This is a genomic window from Rhizobacter sp. (assembly GCA_021153565.1).
Taxonomy (GTDB): Bacteria; Pseudomonadota; Gammaproteobacteria; order Burkholderiales; family Burkholderiaceae_C; genus Albitalea.
Genome location: JAJKJU010000234.1, coordinates 1 through 22,252, shown reverse-complemented (window position 1 = coordinate 22,252; position 22,252 = coordinate 1). Strand labels below are relative to the sequence as shown.

Below are 22,252 nucleotides of genomic sequence, written 5' to 3'. Positions count from 1 at the left end.
CACCACGGCAACTGCCAAGTCTTTCAACGCCGCTGCAATGGGACATCGGCCTCTTGCCACGATGGTCGCTGGAAAGATAGTGACGAAAGGTCAATGACTTTCGCGCTCTGCTCTGGGTGGACACTCATCGCGATGCAAACATCCATCCTCATCATCGGTGGCGGTGTCATGGGCGCTGCCGCCGCCTGTTTCCTTGCGCGTGATCATGGCGCTTGCGTCACGGTGCTTGAACGTGACCCGAGCTATGCACGCGCTTCGAGCGCCTTGTCGGCCAGTTCGATCCGACAGCAGTTCTCTACATCCGTGAACATCGCGCTGTCGCAATGGAGCATGGCCTTCCTGCGCCGCATCGGCGATGAACTCGCGGTGGACGGCGACCGGCCGCAAATCGGCCTCGTCGAAGCGGGCTATCTCTTCCTTGCGACCGGCGTCGAAACACTGCAGGCGAATCACGCCATTCAGAGCGCCGCAAGGGCCGATGTGGTGCTGCTGTCACCCTCGCAACTGCACTCGCGCTTTCCGTGGATCGCAGTGGACGACCTCGCCCTCGCAGCGTTCGGACAGTCCGGCGAAGGTTGGTTCGATGGTCCGGCGCTGATGCAGGCGTTTCGCCGCAAGGCCATCGCCTGCGGCGCGCAATTCGTGAAGGCAGACGCTTGCGGCTTCGATCTTGACGGCAAGCAAGCCAATGCCGTGCTGTGCGCCGACGGCCGGCGATTTGCAGCCGATGCCGTGGTCCTCGCCGCAGGCGCATGGACAGCACCGCTGGCTGCGCAGTTCGACGTGGCGCTGCCAGTGACAGCCAAGAAGCGCGACGTCTTCGTGTTCGATTCACCGGCCGTGCTGCCGCAATGCCCGCTGGTGATCGACCCCAGCGGCGTGTGGTTCCGACCCGAAGGCCGAGGCTTCATCGCCGGGGCACCCCCGCGTGATGACGATGCAGACGATATGCCGCTCGACGCCATCGACCATGGCTTGTTCGACGAGTTGATCTGGCCCACCCTGGCCGCCCGCGTGCCCGCCTTCGAAGCCTTGCGCATGCGCTCATGCTGGGCCGGCTACTATGAAATGAATACCTTCGACCATAACGGCTTGGCTGGTGTCTTGCCGGGCTGGCGCAACGTGTACACCGCCTGCGGATTCTCAGGGCATGGCATGCAGCAGGCGCCTGCGGTGGGCAGTGCGCTGGCGGCCATGATTGCCGCGGGAAGCAGCGACGCACCGGGTCTCGATGACTTGTCTCCTCAGCGTTTGCTGGACAAACAGCCGCTCATCGAACTCAATGTGATCTGAGCAGCCAAGGCAGCGCTTGCTTGCACCTCGTCGCCGCGCGCCTTCATGACAACCAACTTTCCGTTCGCCCTGAGGTATCGAAGGGTCAGCCCGAACGGGAGTAGGGTGTCAAAGTTCAATAGTCACCCCTCTTTGTGCAGGCAGTCCTTGAAATGGATGCGCGACCCCAAATAGGGCTGCAACACTTGTCGCCAACCGATCCATCAAGGAGCGATGCGACACTCACTGTCACCTATCGGCCCAGTCGTGTGCGGCACCATACCAAGTTGGTGCCGTGGCGCGACTGTGCGTTCGCGCAAGCGAAGGCCTTCATCTTGCTTATGGAAAACTCGACGTATCTCGATGAGAAAAGAAGCATGCGATTCTCGACATCGGCAAGATCGGAGTGCTGCGATGGGTGCAGTCCATCATCAAACGTCACGATCACTGAAGCGTCCGTGAGATGAAGCTGACGCGCCGAGCCTGGATGGAACGCATGTTCGCGCTCATGCGATCGGCGCTTGTGTTGCCTGTTTCGCTGTTGGGCGCGTCTTCGGCTGAAGTAGACCGTCCTGCCTGCACGCGGAAGTTTCGCGAGGGCCTGGGCCTGGGTGTCAAGTTCGCTCAGGGCGAGCCCTTGACGAGCCTTCAAAACCTCGCCGAGTTGCGCGTGCGCTGGGTGCGTGACATCGTTCTGTGGTCCGTCATGGAGCCGGTGGCGGGTCAATTCAAACCCTTCCCCACGGAATTCCAGACGCGGCTCGACTTCTACCGCGCGAACGACATCGGCATTGTGTTTCTGCTCGCGTTCGGAGACCTGCGGGCCTATCCGCCCACTCCGAACGAGCCGAATCGCTTCATCGCTCCATCCGCGTTTGCGCGCTATGCCGTTGAGGTGGCGAAGCAACTCAAGGCCGCCGGCGTGCGCTTCGTGCTCGAGGTCTGGAACGAGCCGCACAGCTTCGTGCTCGGTTCCACCCTGGGCGGTGCGTGGAACGGCAAGCCGCCTTCGCCGTGGCTCGATCACTATGTGCGCATGGTGGGTGAAACCGTGCGGCAAGTGAAGGCCTTCGACCCCGCAATCGAGGTGATCGACGACGATGACATGTGGGTGCTGCACTACTGGTTTCTCGAAGCCGGCCTGCCCAAGGAACTCGATGGTTTTGCGTTCCATCCTTACGTGAACGACTCCAGCATCGGTCCCGAGATGACCGCCGTCAGTGCTGACACCGACTGGACGCGACCTTTCACCGTGGTCGACGCTGACCGCTCTTTTCGATCGGCCGTGAGACGGCTGCGCGAACAAGGCATTGCCAAGCTCGGCAAGACGCCGCGCTTGTGGATCACCGAATGGGGCTGGGCCATCGGACAGAAGACTCCGTTCGGTCCGGTGACCGAAGACATGCTCGCGGGTTTCCTGCCCAGAGCCTTCATCGCTGCTGAAGCAGCGGGCGTCGAAGCGTTGTGCTGGTTCTCGTCACAGGACAGCGTGGACGGACCGATGGGCCTCGTCACGAATGACGGCCGCAAGCGAAAGACCTATGTCGCGTTCAAGACCTTGGCCGAACAGCTCGGCGATTTCGAACTGGTCGGCCAGATCGCGGGCAGCAAGCATCCGACGTCCGGCGTGCAGGCCTATCTGTTCCGAGATGGCGACAGGTACAGGCTGGCGTTGTGGAGCATCGAACCAGCAATCCGTCTTCTCATCCTTCCTGATGTCATGCGCGAATCGACAGCTATCGACTCGGTGGGCCAGCCGGTGCCCATCTTCAACAATCCGACCGGCGTGAATTCGCTGCTCTTTTCAAGTGCGCCGGTCTACATCTCTGGTGTTGCACCCGGCCCGGCACTCGACGCGGCACTGGCAGCCACCGAACCGGACTTGCGGCCATGAGCGCCATCGCACCCATGGCGGCATCGGTCGATGCGGCGGCATCCGAGCGTACGGACTGGATCGATGCGGCCAAGGGCATGGGCATCGTGCTCGTGGTGTTGGGTCACGCCATCGGCGGCTTGCACGACGCGAGGCTGATGGCGGACGACGATGCATGGCAGACGGTGTTCTATGTGATCTACACCTTCCACATGCCCTTGTTCTTCTTCCTGTCAGGGCTGTTCGTGGAAAAGCGGGTGCGTGCGCAGCCTGCGCGGTTCGCCGAATCACTGTTCACGCGAATTGCGTGGCCTTACTTCCTGTGGTGCACATTCCAGCTGATGGTCATCTCACTCCTCGGTACGCTCGTGAACGTTCCGTCGAGCTTCGACCTTTGGCGCTGTGTCGAGCTCGTGTGGAAGCCCGCCTCGCAATTCTGGTACTTGCACGCCCTGTTCGTCATGCACGCGGCGAGTCTTCTGGTGGTTCCGCGGTACGGCACCAAAGGCCTGTTGGTGCTGGCCTTGTTCGTCATGGCCTTACCCGCACTCGTGCCGCTGGGGTCGTTGAAAGAGGTGTGCCGGTACGCGGTGTACTACGCGTTCGGTGTCGTCTGCAGTTCGCAGGTTTCGCGCGGTGCGATCTTTGATCGCAAGGACGCTGTCACCGGTGCAGTGGCTGCACTGCTGTGCATCGCGTGTGCAATGTTGGCGCACGATGCGGGTGAACGATATTCGTCCTTTGCGGCGGTGCCTGCCGCGGTGGCCGGTACGGTGGCTTTCGTGATGCTGGCACGCTCCCCATTCGCTCAAACCAACGGCATCCTGCTGGCTCTAGGGCGTGCCTCGCAGGCCATCTTCCTGCTGCACGTCTTGTGTGTCGCGGGGACGCGAATCGTCATGAACAAGCTGCTCAGCATGGGTGACACCAACGCAATTCTGTCCGTCGCCACCACGGCGGGCGTGGTTGGCCCGTTCCTCGCGCATCACTTGGCGTCGCGAATGAAGTGGTCGAAGCTGTTCGGGCTGGGCTGAGAGTATTTCGATCATGCCCGCTCATCACGCCAAAAGACCCCTGCTCGTCGTTGCAAATGCTCGCCATAGCCCGTGCTATGGCTGTGCTTTGCGCCTAGATCAGGTGCCTTTTGACGCGCTGCTCGGGCACGCTCGAAAAACTCTCAGCCTCTGACCTCTCGACTTTCACGAACGACTTGCCGGATTGCACACATAGCGTGCCACTGGAAAACCGACGCCGCGTGGCGCGAGAAGCACGGTGATAGACCAGGCGGACAGCATCAGTTTCTTGATGATGGAAAACTCGCTCTTGAGCCACAGCGCACGCATCAATGCGACCAGGGCCGGAATGCCACGCCGAAGGCCGGGCCAATAACCCCGCGCTTCGAAAATGGCGCGAGCGAAAGCAAGCTTTTCGACTGAAAAGTCGAGGAATGTGTCGGGCGGAAGTATCTCGCCCGATGTCCTGATTGCAATCCACTGACGAAAGCGCGCCACTCTCTTTCGCATGCGCTGCGGGTCGACGTGGATCTTGGCGGCGTTTCCGAACACAAGGTTAAGGGCCGCCGCACCGCCGCGCTCGTGAACGCGATAGCTGCCCGCAGCCCTGTGCAAGGCCCGCACCTCGCCGAACAAAGGTGCTCCATAGATGGTGAAAAAGTCGGCCCCATGGCGATCGACAGAATCTTCGGGCAAGGGAAACAATCGTTGCAAGGCGTCGCGGCGATAGGCGTTGCCGGAGCCAGGTGACGAGGCATACAAGATTCCGTGCTTGACGAAAGCGCGCGAAACTTCGCCTTGTCCAAGTCGATAGGGGATTTCTCCGCCGAGCGCCGAGCCGGACTCGCCGACAAGGCGCATCGGCCAATGCACCTTGGCGACACCTGCCTCGAACGCAGCAAGGACTCGTTCGACGGTGTCGGCATCAAGCAGGTCGTCGGAATCGAGAAAGATCACGATATCCCCACTGCTTTCAAGGAAGCCTCTGTTATAGGCGCCCACCTGGCCTGCGTTGTCCTGCAAGACGATCTTCGCGCGATCGGCCCAGTGCGACAGTATTTCCCGCGATCCATCGGTAGAGCCATCGTCGACCACGACCAATTCGCAGCGACGGGTTTGCGCCGTGACCGAAGATAGCGCGTCTTCTAGAAATCGTTCGTAGTTGTAGTTGCACACCACGACGGAGACAAGCAGCTCGCTCATGTTGGTCATTGTTGATCAGCTTGCGCTCAGGTTACGCAAGAATGACGCGTTCTGCGATTGTTGGCAAAGCGTTACGCGTTTATACAAAGGTCACTATCTTGGCGCGTGCTGCCTGGCCCATTCCTCGCATAACGATTTAGATCGCGTACGCTCTGCTTGATTTCCGCTGGACGAAGTCAATCTGCTTCGCTGCGCGACAAGATTCATCAAAGGAGGGAGTGCCGTGCAAGCTCACGTGATCATCGCCACCAAGGGACGCGCCGCGCAAGTATGCGAATTGCTTCGCTGGTTGAACCTGCAGACTGTGCAGCCCGCTTCCGTGATCGTCGTCGGCGTGACTCCTGACGATGTCGAGGGAATAGCCACAATGCAGTATGCGGCCGGCAATGTGACGGTCTTGTTGACGCATGAAGCAGGCTCGTGTTTGCAACGCAATGCCGGCATCGAACACCTGATCGACGCAGGCCTCATCGATGGTGACAGGCAGCGCTTTTTCGTTACCTTCTTCGACGATGACTATCGACCCGCCTTTGACTGGCTGCAGCGGTGCCGCGACACGTTCATCGCCCATGACGACGTGGTCGCCGTCACAGGCCATGTGCTGGCCGACGGCGTGCATGGGCAAAGCCTGTTTGATGAAGACGCGCTTGCCTACATCGGCGGCAAGCGCGAGCCGGAAAAGCATTGGGCAAGCGGTGATACTGAGCGCGTCATGGCATCGATGTACGGCTGCAACATGGCCTTTCGCGACGTCGCCATTCGCCAGTGCCGCTTCGACGAGAACTTGCCGCTCTACGGCTGGCAGGAAGATCAGGACTACACGGCGCAGGCGAGCCGCTTCGGCCGTACCTTGTACACCCCTGCCTGTCGCGGGGTGCACCTGGGCAGCAGCTCCGGCCGCGTGTCGGGCCTGCGCTTCGGCTATTCACAAATCGCCAACCCGCTGTACCTTTCACGCAAAGGCACGATGGGTTTGCGCAAGAGCGCGCGATTCGTCTTGCGGCACCTGCTTGCCAACGGCGCGAAAGGTGTGCGAGTCCATCCACGTGTCGACTACCGCGGCCGCTTGCGCGGCAACCTGATGGCAATCGTCGATTGCCTGCGCGGTCGCTGCGACCCGCGGCGCGTGCTCGAGCTTCAATGACACGCCTGCCATGACGCCGACGATCTTTGCGCTCATTGTGTTCGCCGCGGGCTTGCTGACCTCGGGCGCCCAAGTTGTCCAGGCCAGCGTCGTGCTGTGTCTTTTCGGCGCGGCGGCGGCCATCGAGCTGCCGGCACTTGGCGGCGCGATGATCTTGCCGGCGGTCATGTTTCTTCCCTTCCTGATCGGACACGCGATCGCACAGCGCGGCATGGCAGATTGCCTGAAGCCGCTCGTCTATCCGAACGCCGGTTTCTGGCTGCTCGTCACAGCCGTCCTCGGCGTTGCCAGCGCGGCGCTGCTTCCGAGACTATTCGCTGGTGACGTGCTCATTCGAACCGTGGACAGGACCGGACTGTTCGGGATCGACTACAAGCTCATGCCGCTGGGCCCGGTGTCGACCAACCTCACCCAGTCGGCATATGCACTCGGCAGCGTGGGGGTGTTTGCCGCGACGAACGCACTGCTGTCGAGCCCGGGTCGTTTGGCGAAATTCAAGAGCGCCGGCTTGCTGCTCGCCGTGCTCGATTGCATTGCCGCGACCTATAACGCGGCAGAGCTCTACGGCGGCGCCCCCAAGCTTCTCACCTACCTTCGCGGCACCGGCTTCGTCATCTTCGATGGCGGCGACCTGGGCGGCCTGGTCCGTATCTCGGGCACCTTCGCCGAAGCATCTGCCTTTTCTTCGTTCACCCTGCCTTTGTTCGCGTTTTGCGCGACGCTGTGGTTGCACGGCGTCGACTCGAAAAAGACCGGCGCCATGGCCTTGGCGCTGCTCGGCTTCCTTCTGATCTCCACTTCGGGGACGGCCTATGTGAGCCTGGCCGCGTACCTATTGACCGCGGGCGCCCTGGCGGCTGGATTTCTTCTCTTCGACCGGAAGATCCCGCGCCCGGGGGCATTGCTGTCCATCGCGGGCATCGTGATCGTCGCGACTTGCCTCGTGGTCTTGCTTCGGCCTGGGCTCATCGATCGGGTGGTGGACTTTTTCGATGCGACCGTACTGAGCAAATCGCAAAGCAGTTCGGGCGTGGATCGCGGATCGTCCAACACGCAGGCCTGGTCGAACTTTGTCGACACGCATGGCATCGGCGTCGGACTCGGCAGTGCGCGCGCGTCGAGCTTTGTCCTGGTACTGCTGTCGAACCTCGGCGTCGTCGGAACCTTGTGCTACCTCGCATTCCTGCGCGCCGTGATGTTCGGTCGCAGCGATGCGTCCACGAGCACCGACGCTGCCGTCGTCTTGGCAGCGCGCCAGGCCGTGTTGGCCAACCTCATCTGCGCGTCGGTGTCGGGCACGGTGTTCGATCTCGGCGTGATGTTCTATGCCTTCGCTGCAGCGGCCTGTGCCGTATCCATGCGCGCCGCAACAACAACGAAGTTCGCCCATGCATGACCTGAAGATCGCCGACACCACCCTGCCCGAAGTCCTCATCAACGGACGCTTTCTCACACAGCGCGTGACCGGCGTGCAGCGTTATGCACGCGAGACACTGCAGTGCCTGGACGAACTGTTGGCAGAAGGCGCAGGCGAGTTCGCTCGCTGGACGCTGCTGACGCCGGCCGGTGTCGATGCGCCGTCATTGAAGCGCATCCGCGTCGAGTCCGTCGGCCGCCTGAAGGGGCACGCGTGGGAACAGATCGAACTCGCGTGGCGCGCAAAAAGGGGCCTGCTGTTCAGCTTCGCCTTTACCGGCCCGCTGTCGCTGCGGCGGCAGATCGTGACGGTGCACGATGCCGCCGTCGTGCGTATACCCTCCGCCTACAACTGGCGCTTCCGCCTTTGGTATCGAAGTCTCATTGGTCGCATCGTGTCGCGCGCGCCACGCACCATCGCCGTCTCGCAATTCAGCGCCGACGAAGCAACGGCGTGCTTCGGCGCACCAGCATCGCGCGTGCGGGTGTCGACCGAAGGATGGCAACACCTGGACCGAGTGACGGCGGACGAGTCGGTGCTCGATCGGCACGGCCTGCGCGACAAGCCCTTCGCGCTGGCGGTGAGCAGCCCCACACCGAACAAGAACTTCGCTGCGATCGCGCAGGCGCTTGCCTTGCTCGGGCCCGACGCACCGCGCGTCGCGGTTGCGGGAAGCGCGGATCCGTCCATCTTCCGCAGCACCGCGGCGCAATCCGATTCGATCGTGAAGCTCGGCTTCGTCAGCGATGCGGAACTGAAGGCGCTCTATCTTCACGCCACCTGCTTCGTGATGCCGTCGTTCTACGAAGGCTTCGGCATTCCGCCGCTGGAGGCAATGTCTTGCGGCTGTCCGGTGATCGCATCGACGGCACCCGCCATTCAGGAAGTGTGCGGCGATGCGGCGCTCTACTTCTCGCCGCATCAGCCGCAAGAGTTGGCTGAACAACTGCGGCGACTCTTCGCCGACAAGTCGCTTGCGCAACGCATGTCGCGAGCCGGGCTGCTGCGCGCGGAAGGCTATTCGTGGAAAGAAAGTGCGCGATTGAACCTCGCTGTCGTGAAGGAAGCGCAATGCGACGCATGAATGGCGCTGAGCTCAAGGTCGCCGTCGTTCACGAATGGCTCGTGAACTGCGCGGGTTCGGAAAAGGTCGTCGAGCAGATCCTTCAGTTGTATCCGCAGGCCGACCTGTTCGCACTCGTGGACTTTCTCGCCGACGACGAGCGCGGCTTCCTGGGCGGGCGCCGCGCGAAGACGAGCTTTATTCAGCGCATGCCACGGGCGCGCCAATCCTTTCGAAGCTACCTGCCGCTCATGCCGCTTGCGATCGAGCAGTTCGATCTGTCGGCTTACGACCTCGTCATCTCGTCCAGCCACGCGGTTGCCAAAGGCGTGATCACCGGGCCCGACCAAGTGCATGTGAGCTATGTGCACACCCCCATTCGATACGCGTGGGACTTGCAGCATCAATACCTGCGCGAATCGGGTCTCAGTTCGGGCTTCAAGTCGTGGATCGCGCGTGCAGCGCTGCACTATGTGCGGCAGTGGGACACGCGCACCGCCAACGGCGTCGACTCCTTCCTCGCGAACTCTGCCTATGTCGGACGTCGCATCCGCAAGGCCTATCGACGCGATTCGACAGTGCTGTACCCGCCGGTGGACGTGGCACGTTTCGCCCTGCACAAAAGAAAGGACGACTTCTACCTCACAGCGTCACGCATGGTGCCGTACAAGCGCATGCCGATGATCGTCGAGGCCTTTGCTGCCATGCCCGAACGCAAGCTCGTGGTCATCGGCGACGGCGCAGAGTTCGACCGCGTGAAGGCGGCGGCGCGCGATGCACCCAACATCAGCGTGCTCGGCTTTCAATCGAATGCGGTCCTTGTCGATCACATGTCGCGCGCGCGGGCCTTCGTCTTTGCTGCGGAAGAAGACTTCGGCATCACGCCAGTGGAGGCGCAAGCCTGCGGCACGCCGGTGATCGCCTATGGGTCCGGGGGGGCGCTCGAAACGGTGGTGGACTCCACGGACACCGGTGTGCGAACGGGCGTGTTCTTTCACGAGCAAACACCGAAGGCCCTGCGCGAAGCAATCGAAGATTTCGAGCGGCGCGGCGCATTCGTGCCCGAGGTCTGCCGCGCGAACGCCATGCGGTTTTCTCCGGAAGTCTTCGCATCGGGCCTTCGCACCGCGGTGGATGCCGCGCTCAGCAAAGGCGGCCTCGCATGAACGAGCCATCCACGCGAAGCTCGCTCGCGTTCGTGTATGCCAGCTATGCGGCGCGCTACCTCTACTTGTTCATCCTCATTCCTTTCTACGGCCGCGTGCTCGGTCCCACGGAATATGGCAAGGTACTTTCGGCGATGTCGCTTTTTGGCGTCGTGTGGCTGCTGACGAACTACGGCTTCGCGGTGGTCGGCACCCGCGCGGTCGCGAGCGCGACGGACACATCGTCCATCTCGGCCGAGTTCGGCAGGCACTTCAAGGCGCGCTTGCTGATGTGCGCCATCGGCATCGCGGTGGGCCTGGGGGGCACCGCGCTCTCACCGGTGCTGCGCTCGGACCCGGCCTTCGGCATCATTGCCACGGCGCTGGGCCTCGTGTCGACCTTCAACCTTGGCTGGTACTTCCAGGGCAGGGGCCGTTACCGAACCTCGGTCTTGCTCGAAGTCGCCGGCTTTGCCATCAGCCTTGCAATGATCTTGTCGCTTGTGCGAACGAACCGTGATGGCTTGCTGGTGTTGATTGCATTGCTCGTGTCCGGCACGCTGACGACAGTCGCGTCTTACCTGATCGCGCTGCCCTCGCTGGATCGGGGTGCCATCAAGCTCAAGGGCGGGCTGTCGCTCATTCGCGAATCGACTGCGGTATTTGCTGCAAGCGGCATCGGCGTGGTCACCACCAACGCCTCGATCTTCGTTCTGAGCCTGTTTGCCACAGCACAACACGTGGGCTTCTTCGGTGCTGCGGACCGCATCGCCAACCTGGGTATCAGCCTCATGACTCCAGCGAACCAGGTTCTGGTCGGCACGGTGTCACGACGACTCGCGATCGGCTCGGGGCAGGACGATGCATTCGTGCTCATGCGCAAATCGCTCGTCGCGATGCTCGCCTTCGGGCTCGCCGCGATGGCCGTCTCGGTTGTGTTCGCGCCGTGGGCCGTTCCGATGGTCATGGGCGCGGAGTTCGGTCCTAGCGTGGTGCTGGTGCAGGTCTTGGGAGTCGTCTTTCCTTTTGCGGCGTTCAACCAGGCGGCGCGCATGTATGTGCTCATTCCACTGCGGCACGACGCGGCAGTCGCGCGCGTTTCGATCATCGGTGCGCTGATCACCTGGGTGGCCATCGGCTTCTTCGTCACGCCCTGGGGTGGCATGGGGGTTGTCATCGCGAAGATCGTGGGCGAACTCACCGTGACGCTCGCCACCGTCATCATCATGCTCAGGGATCGCGAATTGCGAAGCATCTTCTCGCGGGGGAACCATGGTCGCCGCCAGGGATCCGTGGGAGTCGACACATGAAATTTTCACTCGTTCTTGCCACCATCGGCCGCAGCGCCGAAGTCGAGGACTTCTTGCGATCGCTCGATGCGCAGACCTACCGACATATCCAGTTGATCGTCGTCGACCAGAACCGGGACGATCGCGTGGAGCGGCTGATGTCGCTCTACGCCAAGGACTTCGAGGTGAAGCACATCCGCTCGGCGCCGGGGTTGTCCCACGCTCGCAATGTGGGGCTCAAGTATGTGAACGGCGACGTGGTCGCATTTCCCGACGACGATTGCTGGTACGCGCCGACGCTCTTGCAGCAAGTGCATGACGAGTTGTCGCGCGACCCGACCATCGACGGCATCACCGGCCGCTCTATCGACCAGAACTTCGAGGAGAGCGGTGGTTCGTTCTCGAAGGTCGGCGCCATCGTCGACATCTACCGTGTGTGGTCACAAGCGATCTCATACACGATTTTCCTGAAGCGGACGGTATGCGACGCCGTGGCGGGCGGGTTCGATGAAACCCTGGGCGTTGGCGCAAACACTTTGTTCGGATCAGGCGAGGAAACCGACTATCTCATTCGCGCGATCCGGGGCGGACAGCGGCTTCGTTATGTCCCTGAGATCACCGTCTTTCATCCCAACAAAGACGCCCACCTCGACGTGCAGATGATCGGCAAGGCCTTGAAGTACGGCTGCGGCATGGGCCGAGTGATCGCCAAGCACGGGTATCCGTTGCACTACAGGGCAAAAGTGCTTGCACGACCGATGCTGGGTTCGGTGCTCGCAGCGCTACTGCTTCAGCCCAGCTTGAGCAGGCTTCGCTGGGCCAAAGCGGTGGGGCGATTTCGGGGGATGGTGAGCGAGGGATAGGGCACAGCTGACCACTTGCTGGCCCTAGCCGAGAAGCTGATTTGAACCTGCCCGACAAGCGCAATGCCATCAAGGTTCTGCCCAAGGATTTGACGCGCCCATACAGCGATTCGCCGAAAGTGAGGCTCAGCGGGAGTCGAGCCTGAACCACGGCAACATCCAGGCGTGCGTAGCGGCTATGCAGCGTCATGCGCATATCCGCATGATGGATATGTTCACCTTAACACCAGCGCTGACACCAGCGAGTTTTGCTGTGACAGCGTAGCTCACTGGTGGCAGCAGCACGGCTGCAAGCAATACACGCATGCCAAGCGACTGCTTATCGTGTGTGATGGCGGGGGCAGCAATGCTTAGAGCCGCTATGTCTTCAAGGAAGCCTTGCAAGGCCTGGCTGACCGGTTGGGGTTGGAAATCCGCAAGCGCACTACCCGCCCTATTGCTTCAAGCACAACATTGAGCGCCGCATGTTTCCTCACGTGACCCGATCCTGCCAAGGCGTTGTCTTTCACCAGTTTTCCCAATTCGTGGGACGGCTACTCCGGACCAAATCCAGGTGGTCTCTCACTGCCTCATCCCTGTTTTCATCTACCCCCCACTCGTACGATTTCAAGCCATTCTTGAGGTCGTATTGGAAGACATCGGAGCTTTCATGGCTAGATGAAACATTGCTCTCAGATGAATCGCTGTCTCCATCTCGTGGCGCTTGGAGCGAACGCGAAGCTTGCAAATGTGAAGAAGAATGACGTGAAGCGAACGGATGTGCAGCGGGAAGACGTGAAGTGGCTGGACGTATAGCAGACGGACGTGAAGCGAACGGATTTGAAGCGGGTAGACGTGAAGTGGCTTGACGTATAGCAGACGGATGCAAAGCAGGTGGATGTGAAGAGACCGGCCGTGGAGGGAGCCCACTCGCATTAAAAGGGAACGGACGTGATCCTGCCGGCCTACTAGCCTCGCCCATCCGGTCGCGGACCACTGCCGCTTTCAAGGCTTCTACGGGTTGGCTACTGCCTATGTTTCTGCGATTGTTGTACATTGAGATTCAAGTGTTATAGATTGGTATGTTGTGTGAGTTTCAAAGCTGGAGCGAATTGAATTCACACGTGAGGAATCTCCTTTTTGTTCGTTGGAACTCAAATGGAGTAGGTAGAAAAAGGACAGCACTTCGAACGACAAGCCGGTGTTTTCTAACATCTGCGCGCTGTTGATGTGCGAAAAAGCGAAGCTATTACCGGAATAGCGAGGATCCCACTCCCTGACCTGCTCCTAGAGAATTCCTGCCAAGTTGAGGTTCAGAATCTCCCGCTGATGGCCCTCGTTGAGCGCGGGAAGTCGATGTCGCCGTAATTGTCGAAAATACCGATTTGCGCCAGCAGCTCGTAGAACCTTTCAGACAGCGTATCGACCTCACGCTTGTCATTCTCACGAAGACAGACGCGTCGAAATTCCTCCATGGTGAGGATCTTTGTCTTGTTCTGCTGCAGCGTCAAACCGTGGTTGTCGAATAGCCCTCGTGCCAGTTTTGTCAGGCGCTGATAGGCTTCCGCTTGGCTGCCGCAGAAGAACCTGAAGTCATCGCTGCAGGCGAACTATCGAGCGCCTTCCCGACAATAGAAGCTGGTCGATATCCGCAATCGTCAGTTCCGCAATCAGACGAGAGGCGGATGAGCCAACAGGAATGCCATAGGAATACGTTTCGCCCCTGAGCCAGACGGGCGTATGTACTCTCCTGACTTCAGTTATCGAAGCTTTCAGCTCGCATCTCACGAAATGTGCGAGCGTCATCGCCCCTCCTATGTGGTCGTTGCGGATATCGCAGATTTCTTTCCTCGAATCTGCGGGCCAGGCCCATGCATCGGAAAGTCAGCTTCCTGGCGCGGTCGCGTATTCACACTACCGGCCATAAGACGCCATTGACTGGAAGCCCTGAAAGCGGCCTTTCGCGACGGCGACTGAGCAGACCCGCCAGAGTGCAGGACAATGGGGCGATCATGGCGAACGGCAATCAACTCAAAGCACTGCTGCGTTCTCACGCGGAGGGCGACGATCGCCATTTCTACTCGGTGGCCATGCAGATGGCCGCCCATGAGGCGAAGCAAGGTCACGGAAAGCTGGCTGAAGAGCTGCGCGAACTGATCGATGCCGCGAAGGCTCGCCGCAACGTCGGCGGTGGGGATGGCGCGATCCCGATCGCGAGGCCGAAAGGCGAGCTTGCTGGGCTGCTCAATGTCTCCTACCCTTCGCGCCGGTTGAGCGACATGGTGCTGTCCGAGTCGTTGCAGCAGAGCCTGCAACGCGTGCTCAAGGAACAAAGGCATGTGTCGAAGTTGCGCAGCCATGGCCTGCACCCACGGCGCAAGCTGCTACTCGTCGGCCCGTCGGGTACCGGCAAGACGATGACCGCCTCGGCGCTCGCCGGCGAACTCGGCATCCCGTTGTTCGTGGTTCGTCTGGACGCGCTCATCACGAAGTTTATGGGGGAGACAGCGGCGAAGCTGCGTCAAGTCTTCGACGCCGTGGCGTCCACTCGAGGCGTCTACTTCTTCGACGAGTTCGATGCGATTGGCAGCCAGCGTGGAATGGCAAACGACGTGGGCGAAATCCGCCGGATCTTGAACAGCTTCCTGCTCATGATCGAGCAGGACGATTCCAACAGCGTGATCGTTGCCGCGACCAACCACCCGGACATTCTGGACGAAGCGCTTTTCAGGCGCTTCGACGACGTGGTCGAGTACCACGTGCCGTCGACGGCGGAGGTGCAGGTGCTGCTGCGGATGCGCCTGGCCGTCTACGTCAAGTCGAAGAAGGACCTCGCAGACCTGGCAACAGAAGCAACCGGCCTAAGCCATGCGGAGATAGCGCGAGCGATTGACGACGCGGTCAAGGAGGCCGTGATGCACGATCAGGAGATCATCCCGGCCGAAGCGCTGCGCATCCTGCTGCAGCAGCGCCACGCAGTGCGCCGCCGCACCGCCGGCAGCAACGAGTAAGCGCGTTCATTTTTTTGCATGGCCACCGAGAACCAACAGCGGCGCCCGCATCTCTTTCCCCATAACACGCGCTCCACCGAGGGATACACCGCCAAGAAGGCTGTCGTCGTCAAGGCTGCCGTACCGCCCCAGCCGCGTGTGCAACACGCGCAGGAGCTGCGTACCCAGTTTGCACAGGTAGAGGCAGCTCAGCTTCAGCGGGTGGCCGAGCAGACGGCCGCGGAAGTGCAGACAGCGATCGGCATCCAGATCGAGTTTGAGAGCCAGCAGGGGGGTTGAGTTGGCAGCCGAGAGCTTGGCCCGCGATCGTCAGGGCATTGAACTCATGAACGTGCGGGAGCAGGGTAACCAGTTGCTGGTCACTGTTTTCGTGCCCCAGGGCAAGCTGACGCACTTTGAAAAGCTGATCGAGGCCTACGCAGAACACCGAACCGGTGCCGGCGGTCGTTTGCTCGACAAACAGTCGTTGATCGATGCGATCCTCTCGGTGCGGGTCGCCACGTTCGACTCACTGTGGCCGGCAGCGCCGAGGCGCTGCCGGCCAACGACGCCGAGGCAATCTGGTGGGAAGCGTGGCTTCCCGCCGGCGACAACCGGCCGCAGGTCACTGCGGACTTCCGCAAGGTAGGTGAGCTGGCGGATCTGCTTGTACGGGAGCGAGCGCTGCACTTTCCGGAGCGCTCGGTCGTGCAGATGTACGGCAGCAAGGCGCAGCTGCTGCAGTCCTCGCTGGTCCTGAACATGGTGGCCGAGCTGCGTCGAGCGAAAACGACCGCCGAGTTCTTCGCTGCGCTCCCGTTGGAGGAAGCAGCTGAGTGGGGCGAGAACCTGCAAGACCGCCTCATGCCGCAGCATGCAGGCAACTCGTACTTTGCTGGACACCGGCGTCAATCATGGGCACCCACTGTTGGCTCTGATGGTCGACGACGGCGACCGCCACACCGTGGAGCCTGGCTGGGGACACGAGGATGCCAATGGTCATGGCACTGAACTGGCCGGCTTGGCATTGTTCGGTGACCTGACTCCGACGCTTTCGGACGAAGGCGCGCTGTCCGTACCGCATCGCCTCGAGTCAGTGAAGATCCTGCAGGGACCAGGCGACAACGACGGCCAGTCCTACGGCGCGATAACGGCGGAAGCCGTAGCGCGCGTTGAGATTACTGCCCAGGATCGGCGCCGTGTGTTCGCGATGGCAGTGTCGTCCACCGACGGTCGCGATCGAGGGCGCCCTTCGTCGTGGTCTGCGGAGGTCGACCGGCTCGCCTGCGACTACGATGGCCAGGGGGAGACGCCGCGCCTGTTTGTACTCTGCGCGGGAAACACGCAGGATCCCAATGCCTGGGGTGACTATCCGGCCAGCCTCTCGACGAACCTGGTGCACGATCCTGGGCAGGCCTGGAACGCGCTCACGGTGGGCGCGTACTCTGAGCTGACGACGATCTCTGAAGCCTTCGGCCACCAGTACACCCCGATCGCGGCAGCCGGTGGGCTGAGCCCGTACACGCCATGGGCGGTTCGAGCGGGCGGCCAAGTACAGCCTCGTCGTGTCGATCGAGGCGCCCGAGATCCAGCAGGACCTCTACGCGATAGTCGCGCAGCGGATTGCGGCACCGGTCGCGATCGAGATCCCGGTCTGAGCTACGAACCGCTTGAATGGATACCGCGACTGCGTCAGCAAGCGCTCGGCCTGCTGCACCAGGATCGAGTCAATGAATGGCCGCCACTTCGTCTCGACGACCAGCGCCTCGACGGTCAGATTGAGGCACCCAAGTTCCCACAGGCGCGTAAAGCCCTCAGATGGCTTGCCCTTGGCCAACAGCTGCCGCACGGTCGCGTTGCCGCCCTGGGCGGACAGCATCTGCTTGAACTGTGTGGGCCTGTAGCCCAACGCCTCGGCCTCGGCGGCCTTCTGCCTTAGAAATTCGGTAAAAGAACTCCCATCGCCTCAAGGGCGCCGGGTTGTCAGCGCGAACGCCCGCGGGTTTGTGGCTCGCATTTGCTCCGTGAAGACATCGGCTAGTTGAATCCAGCGTGGTGGATTCAGCTGCGCCGTCAATGTGGACGAATCTGCGGCAAGTACAGCTTGAGACCGGCCTCAACGAACTGTTCCTTTGTGAACTCGCCGCTTATGTATCGCTCGGCAAGGGCCTCCGTCTCTTTGGTCAAGAGGATGCCCTTCCCCCTGGCACGTTCGCGGCTAAATTCGAACTCTAGTTTTCGGCGAGCGCGTTCTTGGTCGTCGATGGGCACCGTGATCTCCTCGGCAAATGTTCAGGCAGCGGATTATCGTTCCCGAGCGTGGCGTCGACGAGAGCGGGTGCGTCCATATCGATAGAGCGAAGGATGCGCGCACCAAGGGCACAGTTCACGACGTTCTGGATGCAGCCGTCCAACCGCCATCGTCGAACGACGGCGGACGCATAAATTCGAAGGTTTGGCGAGCGTCAAGTTCCGAGGTAGACCAGCCGCTCGACCAGAAGATTGCCAAGGGCTGCTTTCTGCAACCGCCGACGAGTCAGCACGCTGCTCAAACCCGTTCGAGCAGCAAGGTGAGCCCGCCGAGTTGGACAGACGCTGCCAGCTCTCGGGTTGCGTGGCTTCCAACCAAGCCAGCAGGTCGTGCAGGAAGAGGCCGCTTGCACGGTCGAACAGCGCTGCGTCGGTTACTTGGTGGCCGACAGCTGTCCCGTGAACAAGGCACTCGTTCTGCAACCAAAGCTGAACGGCCGCAACCAGTCTTGCAAACTTTCAACTTGCCGCTTCGAAGTCTTGCTCGAAGCGATGTTCCTGGTGCTGATTCATGGGCACATGGCCTTCAGGCGTTGCATGACCAGACCGGCCCGTTCCGGCTCGGCAATCAGGCCCGGCAGCACGTTCGCAAAGTCCGCGTTCGTCAGCAATCGATGGAAGGATTCGGCCACCGCCTGCTGCAGTTCGACCGGGGCCGCAGCCATCTCTCCGGCCAGATCCTCACGTCCATCGACGATGTTGAGCACGTCCTCGATGTCATGGCTGCTCAGGAAGTCGCCACCGCCGCGTCCGGCGAAGGCTTCCAGCTTGGTCGCCACGAAGGCCACGGCGCTCACCAGTTGAATGGTGATGCCCGGGCTCAGTTCCACCGGCTCGGCGGTTTCGACGGCATGGGGGTACCAGCGGTTGGAGAAGCCCAGCACTTCGGGCTGCACTGGCATCAGGTCGAAGAGCACGCCCGAATCCTTGTGCACCCAGCGACAAATCACGTCGCTACTGATGTCACGCGCGAACCCGCGCTTAGCCACAGCTTCTTCAATGCGATGAAACATGACCCCGGTTGGCGTTCACTACCGCATCCACATCGCGGGTGGCGCGCACGCTGTCGGCCAGCGGATCCGTCACCAAAAGGCCGGCCACGGCGCCGCCGACGAAAACCACCTGTTCGCGCAGCTCGCCCAGCGCCTCGGCGATGCTGCGCAGGTTGGGCAGATTCGGGTCATCGGCTCGCATCGGCCACCCCCGCGTCGGACCGCATCAGTTCGGTCTCCATCAGCTTGGCAGCCAGGCTGCGCTCGCGCGCCCGGCCGATGCGCAAGGCATCCAGCAGGGCCAGCAGGCGATGCAGCGCCGGATCGGCCAGCGCGGCCTGCGGCGCGGTGCGGTAGAGCGGTGAAAGCGTCGGACCCTTCGCCCTGCCTTCGGGATGTGCCCACACCGGTGCTTCGCCCGGCGCCGCCGTCAGCTGACTGGCCAGCGGCTCGGCACCGAAAGCCGTTAGCACGCCCCGCTTGACCGGCCCCGTCGTGGCCGGCCAGATGTAGCGCACACCGTGCAGCACGAACTCCAGCAGGTTCGGCCGTACTGGCGACCACTCGCCGCGCGATGGCGCCACGGCCAGGCCCGACGCCACGGCGCGCTTTACGCTCGCATGCGCTTCAGATGCGCTCATGGCGAGCGCGTCGCCTAGCGCGGCGTAGGTCCAGCGCTGCGGCGGGTGTGCCGCCACCTTCAGCAGCACCAGCAAGTCTTGAGGTTTCAGATCCATCGTATGAGTTCATTCGCTATTCGCGAATTGCGAATATCGCTGATGAAGAAGCGGCTGGCAAGCCGTCAACCTTCCGAGCGCCCCGTCGCCGGCTGGCTGCTGGGCAGGTTGTCCTGCCAGGCTGCGTAGGTGATTGCGCTGTCCCTGAGAGGCTGAGAGCATTTCGATCATGCCCGCTCATCACGACAAAAGACCCCTGCTCGCATGACCTACCGCGAGGACGACAGCCGCATTCGCATCGGTCACGGGTCCGAGAACTTCGCCGTCCTGCGTCGAATTTCATTGAACTTGATCAAGCAGCGCAAGGCCGGCAACACCAGTTTCAGAGGTCGCCGCCTGAAGGCCAGTTGGAGCACTGACTACCTCGAAGCCGTACTCGGCCTGCCTCCCGCCTCATCTGGCGGATTTGCTTCGTGCGATAGCCCTGACCAGGGCCTGCTCACGTTGCTTGGGGCATGGCCCAAAACAATTTTCCGTTTTGGGGGCGCAGGGCGGGCGCGCTGCGGCGTTGCTCCTCGCTTGTGTGGCTCGCCACACAAGCGAGGAGCGCCTTGTATCGCATCCCGCCTTGCGCCCCCAAAACGGAAAATTATTCCGGCCATGTCCTTGGTCAGTTTTCTGGTTGTCCCGCAACCATCGAAGCAAGGACGCGGCAGAGGAAACGGTGAATCTGTTCATTGGTGAACGGTACATTGCCGACAAGCGAGCGAAAATCGAAATCTGGATGACTCTTGGCAAACTGAAGAGCCTCCATGATTTTTGCCAATTCTTCCTGCTCATATTCCTGAGGCAATCGAGCCAACTGGTCCGGGGAAAGCCCCGGGAAGGCATCAATGTCACGCACGTGCGCCAGCAGGTACAGCGGAATGTTGAGGTAAGCCGCTAACGTAGGGGAAGATTTAGGAGCAGTCATATTTGATAGTTAAATTGGTATTTCATAGTTCACTATGAAATCGTTTGCGACGCCAATTTGGCGCAGATGATTCGTGACATTGGTCAGCTGTTGTTCCGAAGGCTTGTAGTGGCCACTATCTCGATCTATCTCGACAAGCGTGCCATCTCGTACCTCAATTTCTCCCGCGCAAGCGACAGGCTGGCCCGCCATGAAGCTCGAGTGGTGGAACTTGCCAACGGGCCAACGTGTGGAAGCGTAAAGGTTGCCGTCGTGATCCATCACAAAGATTGCCTTGCCCTCGCCACCCGTGAACACGGAGCCTCCCGTTTTCGTATCGAACGGCTTGCCGTCGGCGCCGTACAACCGTCCGTCCGCACCGACGGTGAGCTTGAACGCCTTGCGTTCTTCTGCGTTGAGGTAGCTGACCGCCGTGCCAAATTGCGTTCCGAATTCCTCTCCCGCAACCTCCGCTATCAGCGCGGCGCAGTCCTGAAAGATTGCGCCGCGGGGTAGGGGGGCTGAAACGACGCGGCCATCCGGGGTGGAATGGATGGTGCTAGGGTGAAGCGCCTTGGACCACCGGGGTATGGGCTCCATGGTGTGACGCAACCCATGCATCAGGTCTGCCAGCACAACCAGCAGCAGATGCCGATCCTCCGGAAGGTTGCCCTGCGCCAGGGTCCCCTCTACGACGATCGCCCGCATCGTGTCGGCGGCCCGCAGGAGGTCCATGTTGCCGGCCTGGGCCAGTGCCAGCACATCCTCGCACACAAGATTTTCGAACGCATCCCTGCGGCGGTCCTCATCCATGGGCTTAGGCCGGCTGCTCAGGTGTGCACTCAATTTCTGAAGATGCGTCGTCGGATTCTTTCTCGCTGCACGTTCCTTCAAGCGTTTCATCGCCGAACTGCCGTCGAGCAACGCGGCGTGATTCGATTGCGGAAGCAAATTCGAAGCGGCAAGATTTTCATCGACCTTCGCACATAGGGTAGCCACCGGAAGACCTTGCTGCAACAAGCCCAGGTCTCTGCGCGTGGATGCAAGGTCGGTTTGGATCTCCTGCAGCTCGTGCAAATCCAGATGACCCTCGACACCTTCATCAATGCGGGCCTGATCGGCGGAGATGAGGTCTCGTAGGAGTCGTTCCCGCTGTCGCATGACTTCGAGTTGCTTACGACCTGACGGCAGGATCGGTGCTTCCGCCAGCGACGGGTCGGCCAGGATCATCAGCCGCCCACGTGCCTGAGCCAAGCGCATCTCAGCAACTGCAATCTTTTGCGCTACTTCCTTGCTTTCGGTCGAAAACTCCTCTTTCCGTCCACAGGCAAATACACCTCCCGCGGGCAGATTGGCCGATGCTCGATCCAAGCGTGCCAGCGACGAACGCAGTTGTTGCACTTGGGCCGCTTGCAAGCGAATTTCGCCATGCAGCCGCTTGGCGGACACGGGGAGAGGCGCTTTGAGAGACTGAATCGAGCTCGCCCCACGCGGCCGCATCGATACGTCGGACGGGCCACCTCTGGGGGCCAGGTTCACTGACGTCTGCGGGTGGCCCGTAGCCCCCTGAAGTTTGGTGTTCCCGGACGAATCGATGGGCACATGATCCCCCGTCCTGGCGATGTTCCCTCCCAGCTTTGCAATCCCGCTGTGCATATTGACTCCTTGTGACTCCTTGGCTTGCTTAGTTTGATGTGGTGGCGGCCCTTGCAGCGGCAGCAGCCGAAGCGCTGTTTGATGATGCGAAAGCCGGTTTAGACCGAACTTTGACGATTCATTTAGACGACGGCCCTCCTCGCCAGCGGCGATCGACGTGAAGATGACGCGATGAAGTTGGTAGCCGACGCGAGTGCTGGCGGCATAGGCCTGTCTTAGAGGCGTCTTAGAGGCTGAGAGTTTTTCGAGCGTGTCCGAGCAGCGCGTCAAAAGGCACCTGATCTAGGCGCAAGGCACAGCCATAGCCCGGGTCGCACTAAACCGCTGAGGCGGTAGCCCTGCCGCCCAGGCCGGGGCCGCTTGCATGGCGCGGTAGTCCTGGCGCTCCGGTTGGAGAACGATAGAGAGGCTGTT

The 22,252-nt window shown here is 61.3% G+C and carries 23 protein-coding genes; 15 read left to right on the top strand and 8 right to left on the bottom strand.

The features are described 5' to 3' along the window. Positions 1–132: 132 nt before the first annotated feature. From AC30NL_RS14965 to AC30NL_RS14955, 3 genes are all read left to right on the top strand, one after another. Positions 133–1,293, top strand: a complete 1,161-nt coding sequence (locus AC30NL_RS14965) for an NAD(P)/FAD-dependent oxidoreductase (RefSeq protein ID WP_489464794.1) — start codon at positions 133–135, stop codon at positions 1,291–1,293. Between the two features lie 442 nt (positions 1,294–1,735). Next, positions 1,736–3,166, top strand: a complete 1,431-nt coding sequence (locus AC30NL_RS14960) for a hypothetical protein (protein WP_489464793.1) — start codon at positions 1,736–1,738, stop codon at positions 3,164–3,166. After that, positions 3,163–4,179 (top strand): acyltransferase family protein, encoded by a 1,017-nt coding sequence (locus AC30NL_RS14955; protein ID WP_489464792.1) that lies wholly within the window; start codon positions 3,163–3,165, stop codon positions 4,177–4,179. The genes AC30NL_RS14960 and AC30NL_RS14955 overlap by 4 nt, the downstream gene beginning before the upstream one ends. A gap of 165 nt (positions 4,180–4,344) precedes the next feature. Here AC30NL_RS14955 and AC30NL_RS14950 read toward each other — a convergent pair whose 3' ends face one another. Further along, positions 4,345–5,361 carry a glycosyltransferase family 2 protein gene (locus tag AC30NL_RS14950; RefSeq protein ID WP_489464791.1) on the bottom strand — a complete coding sequence of 339 codons (1,017 nt, stop codon included), beginning with the start codon at positions 5,359–5,361 and terminating at the stop codon, positions 4,345–4,347. 223 nt (positions 5,362–5,584) lie between these two features. Here AC30NL_RS14950 and AC30NL_RS14945 point away from each other — a divergent pair, with 223 nt between their 5' ends. From AC30NL_RS14945 to AC30NL_RS14915, 7 genes are all read left to right on the top strand, one after another. Continuing rightward, entirely contained in the window at positions 5,585–6,505 is a 921-nt protein-coding gene (locus tag AC30NL_RS14945; protein WP_489464790.1) for a glycosyltransferase family A protein, read from the top strand. A 10-nt stretch (positions 6,506–6,515) separates the two neighbouring features. Then, positions 6,516–7,901, top strand: a complete 1,386-nt coding sequence (locus AC30NL_RS14940; protein ID WP_489464789.1) for a hypothetical protein — start codon at positions 6,516–6,518, stop codon at positions 7,899–7,901. Further along, positions 7,894–9,006: a glycosyltransferase family 4 protein gene (locus AC30NL_RS14935; protein ID WP_489464788.1), complete on the top strand. Its 1,113-nt coding sequence runs from the start codon at positions 7,894–7,896 to the stop codon at positions 9,004–9,006. Before AC30NL_RS14940 ends, AC30NL_RS14935 begins: the two co-directional genes overlap by 8 nt. Then, positions 8,994–10,151 carry a glycosyltransferase family 4 protein gene (locus tag AC30NL_RS14930; RefSeq protein ID WP_489464787.1) on the top strand — a complete coding sequence of 386 codons (1,158 nt, stop codon included), beginning with the start codon at positions 8,994–8,996 and terminating at the stop codon, positions 10,149–10,151. Before AC30NL_RS14935 ends, AC30NL_RS14930 begins: the two co-directional genes overlap by 13 nt. Next, positions 10,148–11,440: an oligosaccharide flippase family protein gene (locus tag AC30NL_RS14925; protein WP_489464786.1), complete on the top strand. Its 1,293-nt coding sequence runs from the start codon at positions 10,148–10,150 to the stop codon at positions 11,438–11,440. The genes AC30NL_RS14930 and AC30NL_RS14925 overlap by 4 nt, the downstream gene beginning before the upstream one ends. Then, positions 11,437–12,282, top strand: a complete 846-nt coding sequence (locus AC30NL_RS14920; protein WP_489464785.1) for a glycosyltransferase family 2 protein — start codon at positions 11,437–11,439, stop codon at positions 12,280–12,282. The genes AC30NL_RS14925 and AC30NL_RS14920 overlap by 4 nt, the downstream gene beginning before the upstream one ends. A 165-nt stretch (positions 12,283–12,447) precedes the next feature. Next, positions 12,448–12,636, top strand: coding sequence for an ISAzo13-like element transposase-related protein (locus AC30NL_RS14915; RefSeq protein WP_489464784.1), 189 nt, complete (start codon positions 12,448–12,450; stop codon positions 12,634–12,636). A gap of 938 nt (positions 12,637–13,574) precedes the next feature. Here the strand turns inward: AC30NL_RS14915 and AC30NL_RS14910 are convergent. Beyond that, positions 13,575–13,772, bottom strand: a complete 198-nt coding sequence (locus AC30NL_RS14910) for a hypothetical protein (protein ID WP_489464783.1) — start codon at positions 13,770–13,772, stop codon at positions 13,575–13,577. A gap of 501 nt (positions 13,773–14,273) precedes the next feature. On the opposite strand from AC30NL_RS14910, the gene AC30NL_RS14905 reads away from it, so the two are divergent. Genes AC30NL_RS14905 through AC30NL_RS14885 form a run of 5 tightly spaced genes read left to right on the top strand, consistent with a single transcriptional unit; the run spans position 14,274 to position 17,190 of the window. Beyond that, positions 14,274–15,272 carry an AAA family ATPase gene (locus AC30NL_RS14905; protein WP_489464782.1) on the top strand — a complete coding sequence of 333 codons (999 nt, stop codon included), beginning with the start codon at positions 14,274–14,276 and terminating at the stop codon, positions 15,270–15,272. Positions 15,273–15,290: 18 nt separating this feature from the next. Then, entirely contained in the window at positions 15,291–15,551 is a 261-nt protein-coding gene (locus AC30NL_RS14900) for a hypothetical protein (RefSeq protein WP_489464781.1), read from the top strand. Further along, positions 15,529–15,900: a hypothetical protein gene (locus tag AC30NL_RS14895; protein WP_489464780.1), complete on the top strand. Its 372-nt coding sequence runs from the start codon at positions 15,529–15,531 to the stop codon at positions 15,898–15,900. Before AC30NL_RS14900 ends, AC30NL_RS14895 begins: the two co-directional genes overlap by 23 nt. Beyond that, on the top strand, positions 15,786–16,262 hold the full coding sequence (locus tag AC30NL_RS14890; RefSeq protein ID WP_489464809.1) for a hypothetical protein: 477 nt from the start codon (positions 15,786–15,788) through the stop codon (positions 16,260–16,262). Before AC30NL_RS14895 ends, AC30NL_RS14890 begins: the two co-directional genes overlap by 115 nt. Further along, on the top strand, positions 16,189–17,190 hold the full coding sequence (locus tag AC30NL_RS14885; protein ID WP_489464808.1) for a S8 family peptidase: 1,002 nt from the start codon (positions 16,189–16,191) through the stop codon (positions 17,188–17,190). The genes AC30NL_RS14890 and AC30NL_RS14885 overlap by 74 nt, the downstream gene beginning before the upstream one ends. A gap of 134 nt (positions 17,191–17,324) precedes the next feature. Here the strand turns inward: AC30NL_RS14885 and AC30NL_RS14880 are convergent, their stop codons facing one another. The 6 genes from AC30NL_RS14880 to AC30NL_RS14855 form a co-directional block, all read right to left on the bottom strand. Continuing rightward, positions 17,325–17,522: a hypothetical protein gene (locus tag AC30NL_RS14880; RefSeq protein ID WP_489464779.1), complete on the bottom strand. Its 198-nt coding sequence runs from the start codon at positions 17,520–17,522 to the stop codon at positions 17,325–17,327. 548 nt (positions 17,523–18,070) lie between these two features. Beyond that, complete coding sequence (locus tag AC30NL_RS14875) at positions 18,071–18,574, bottom strand: hypothetical protein (RefSeq protein WP_489464778.1); 504 nt, start codon at positions 18,572–18,574, stop codon at positions 18,071–18,073. After that, positions 18,558–18,755, bottom strand: coding sequence for a hypothetical protein (locus AC30NL_RS14870; protein ID WP_489464777.1), 198 nt, complete (start codon positions 18,753–18,755; stop codon positions 18,558–18,560). The genes AC30NL_RS14875 and AC30NL_RS14870 overlap by 17 nt, the downstream gene beginning before the upstream one ends. After that, complete coding sequence (locus AC30NL_RS14865; protein ID WP_489464776.1) at positions 18,742–19,290, bottom strand: hypothetical protein; 549 nt, start codon at positions 19,288–19,290, stop codon at positions 18,742–18,744. Before AC30NL_RS14865 ends, AC30NL_RS14870 begins: the two co-directional genes overlap by 14 nt. A gap of 610 nt (positions 19,291–19,900) precedes the next feature. Continuing rightward, a complete protein-coding gene (locus tag AC30NL_RS14860; RefSeq protein ID WP_489464775.1) occupies positions 19,901–20,203 on the bottom strand; it encodes a hypothetical protein in 303 nt (100 codons plus the stop codon). A gap of 9 nt (positions 20,204–20,212) precedes the next feature. Beyond that, on the bottom strand, positions 20,213–22,108 hold the full coding sequence (locus AC30NL_RS14855) for a hypothetical protein (RefSeq protein WP_489464774.1): 1,896 nt from the start codon (positions 22,106–22,108) through the stop codon (positions 20,213–20,215). Positions 22,109–22,252: the final 144 nt, after the last annotated feature.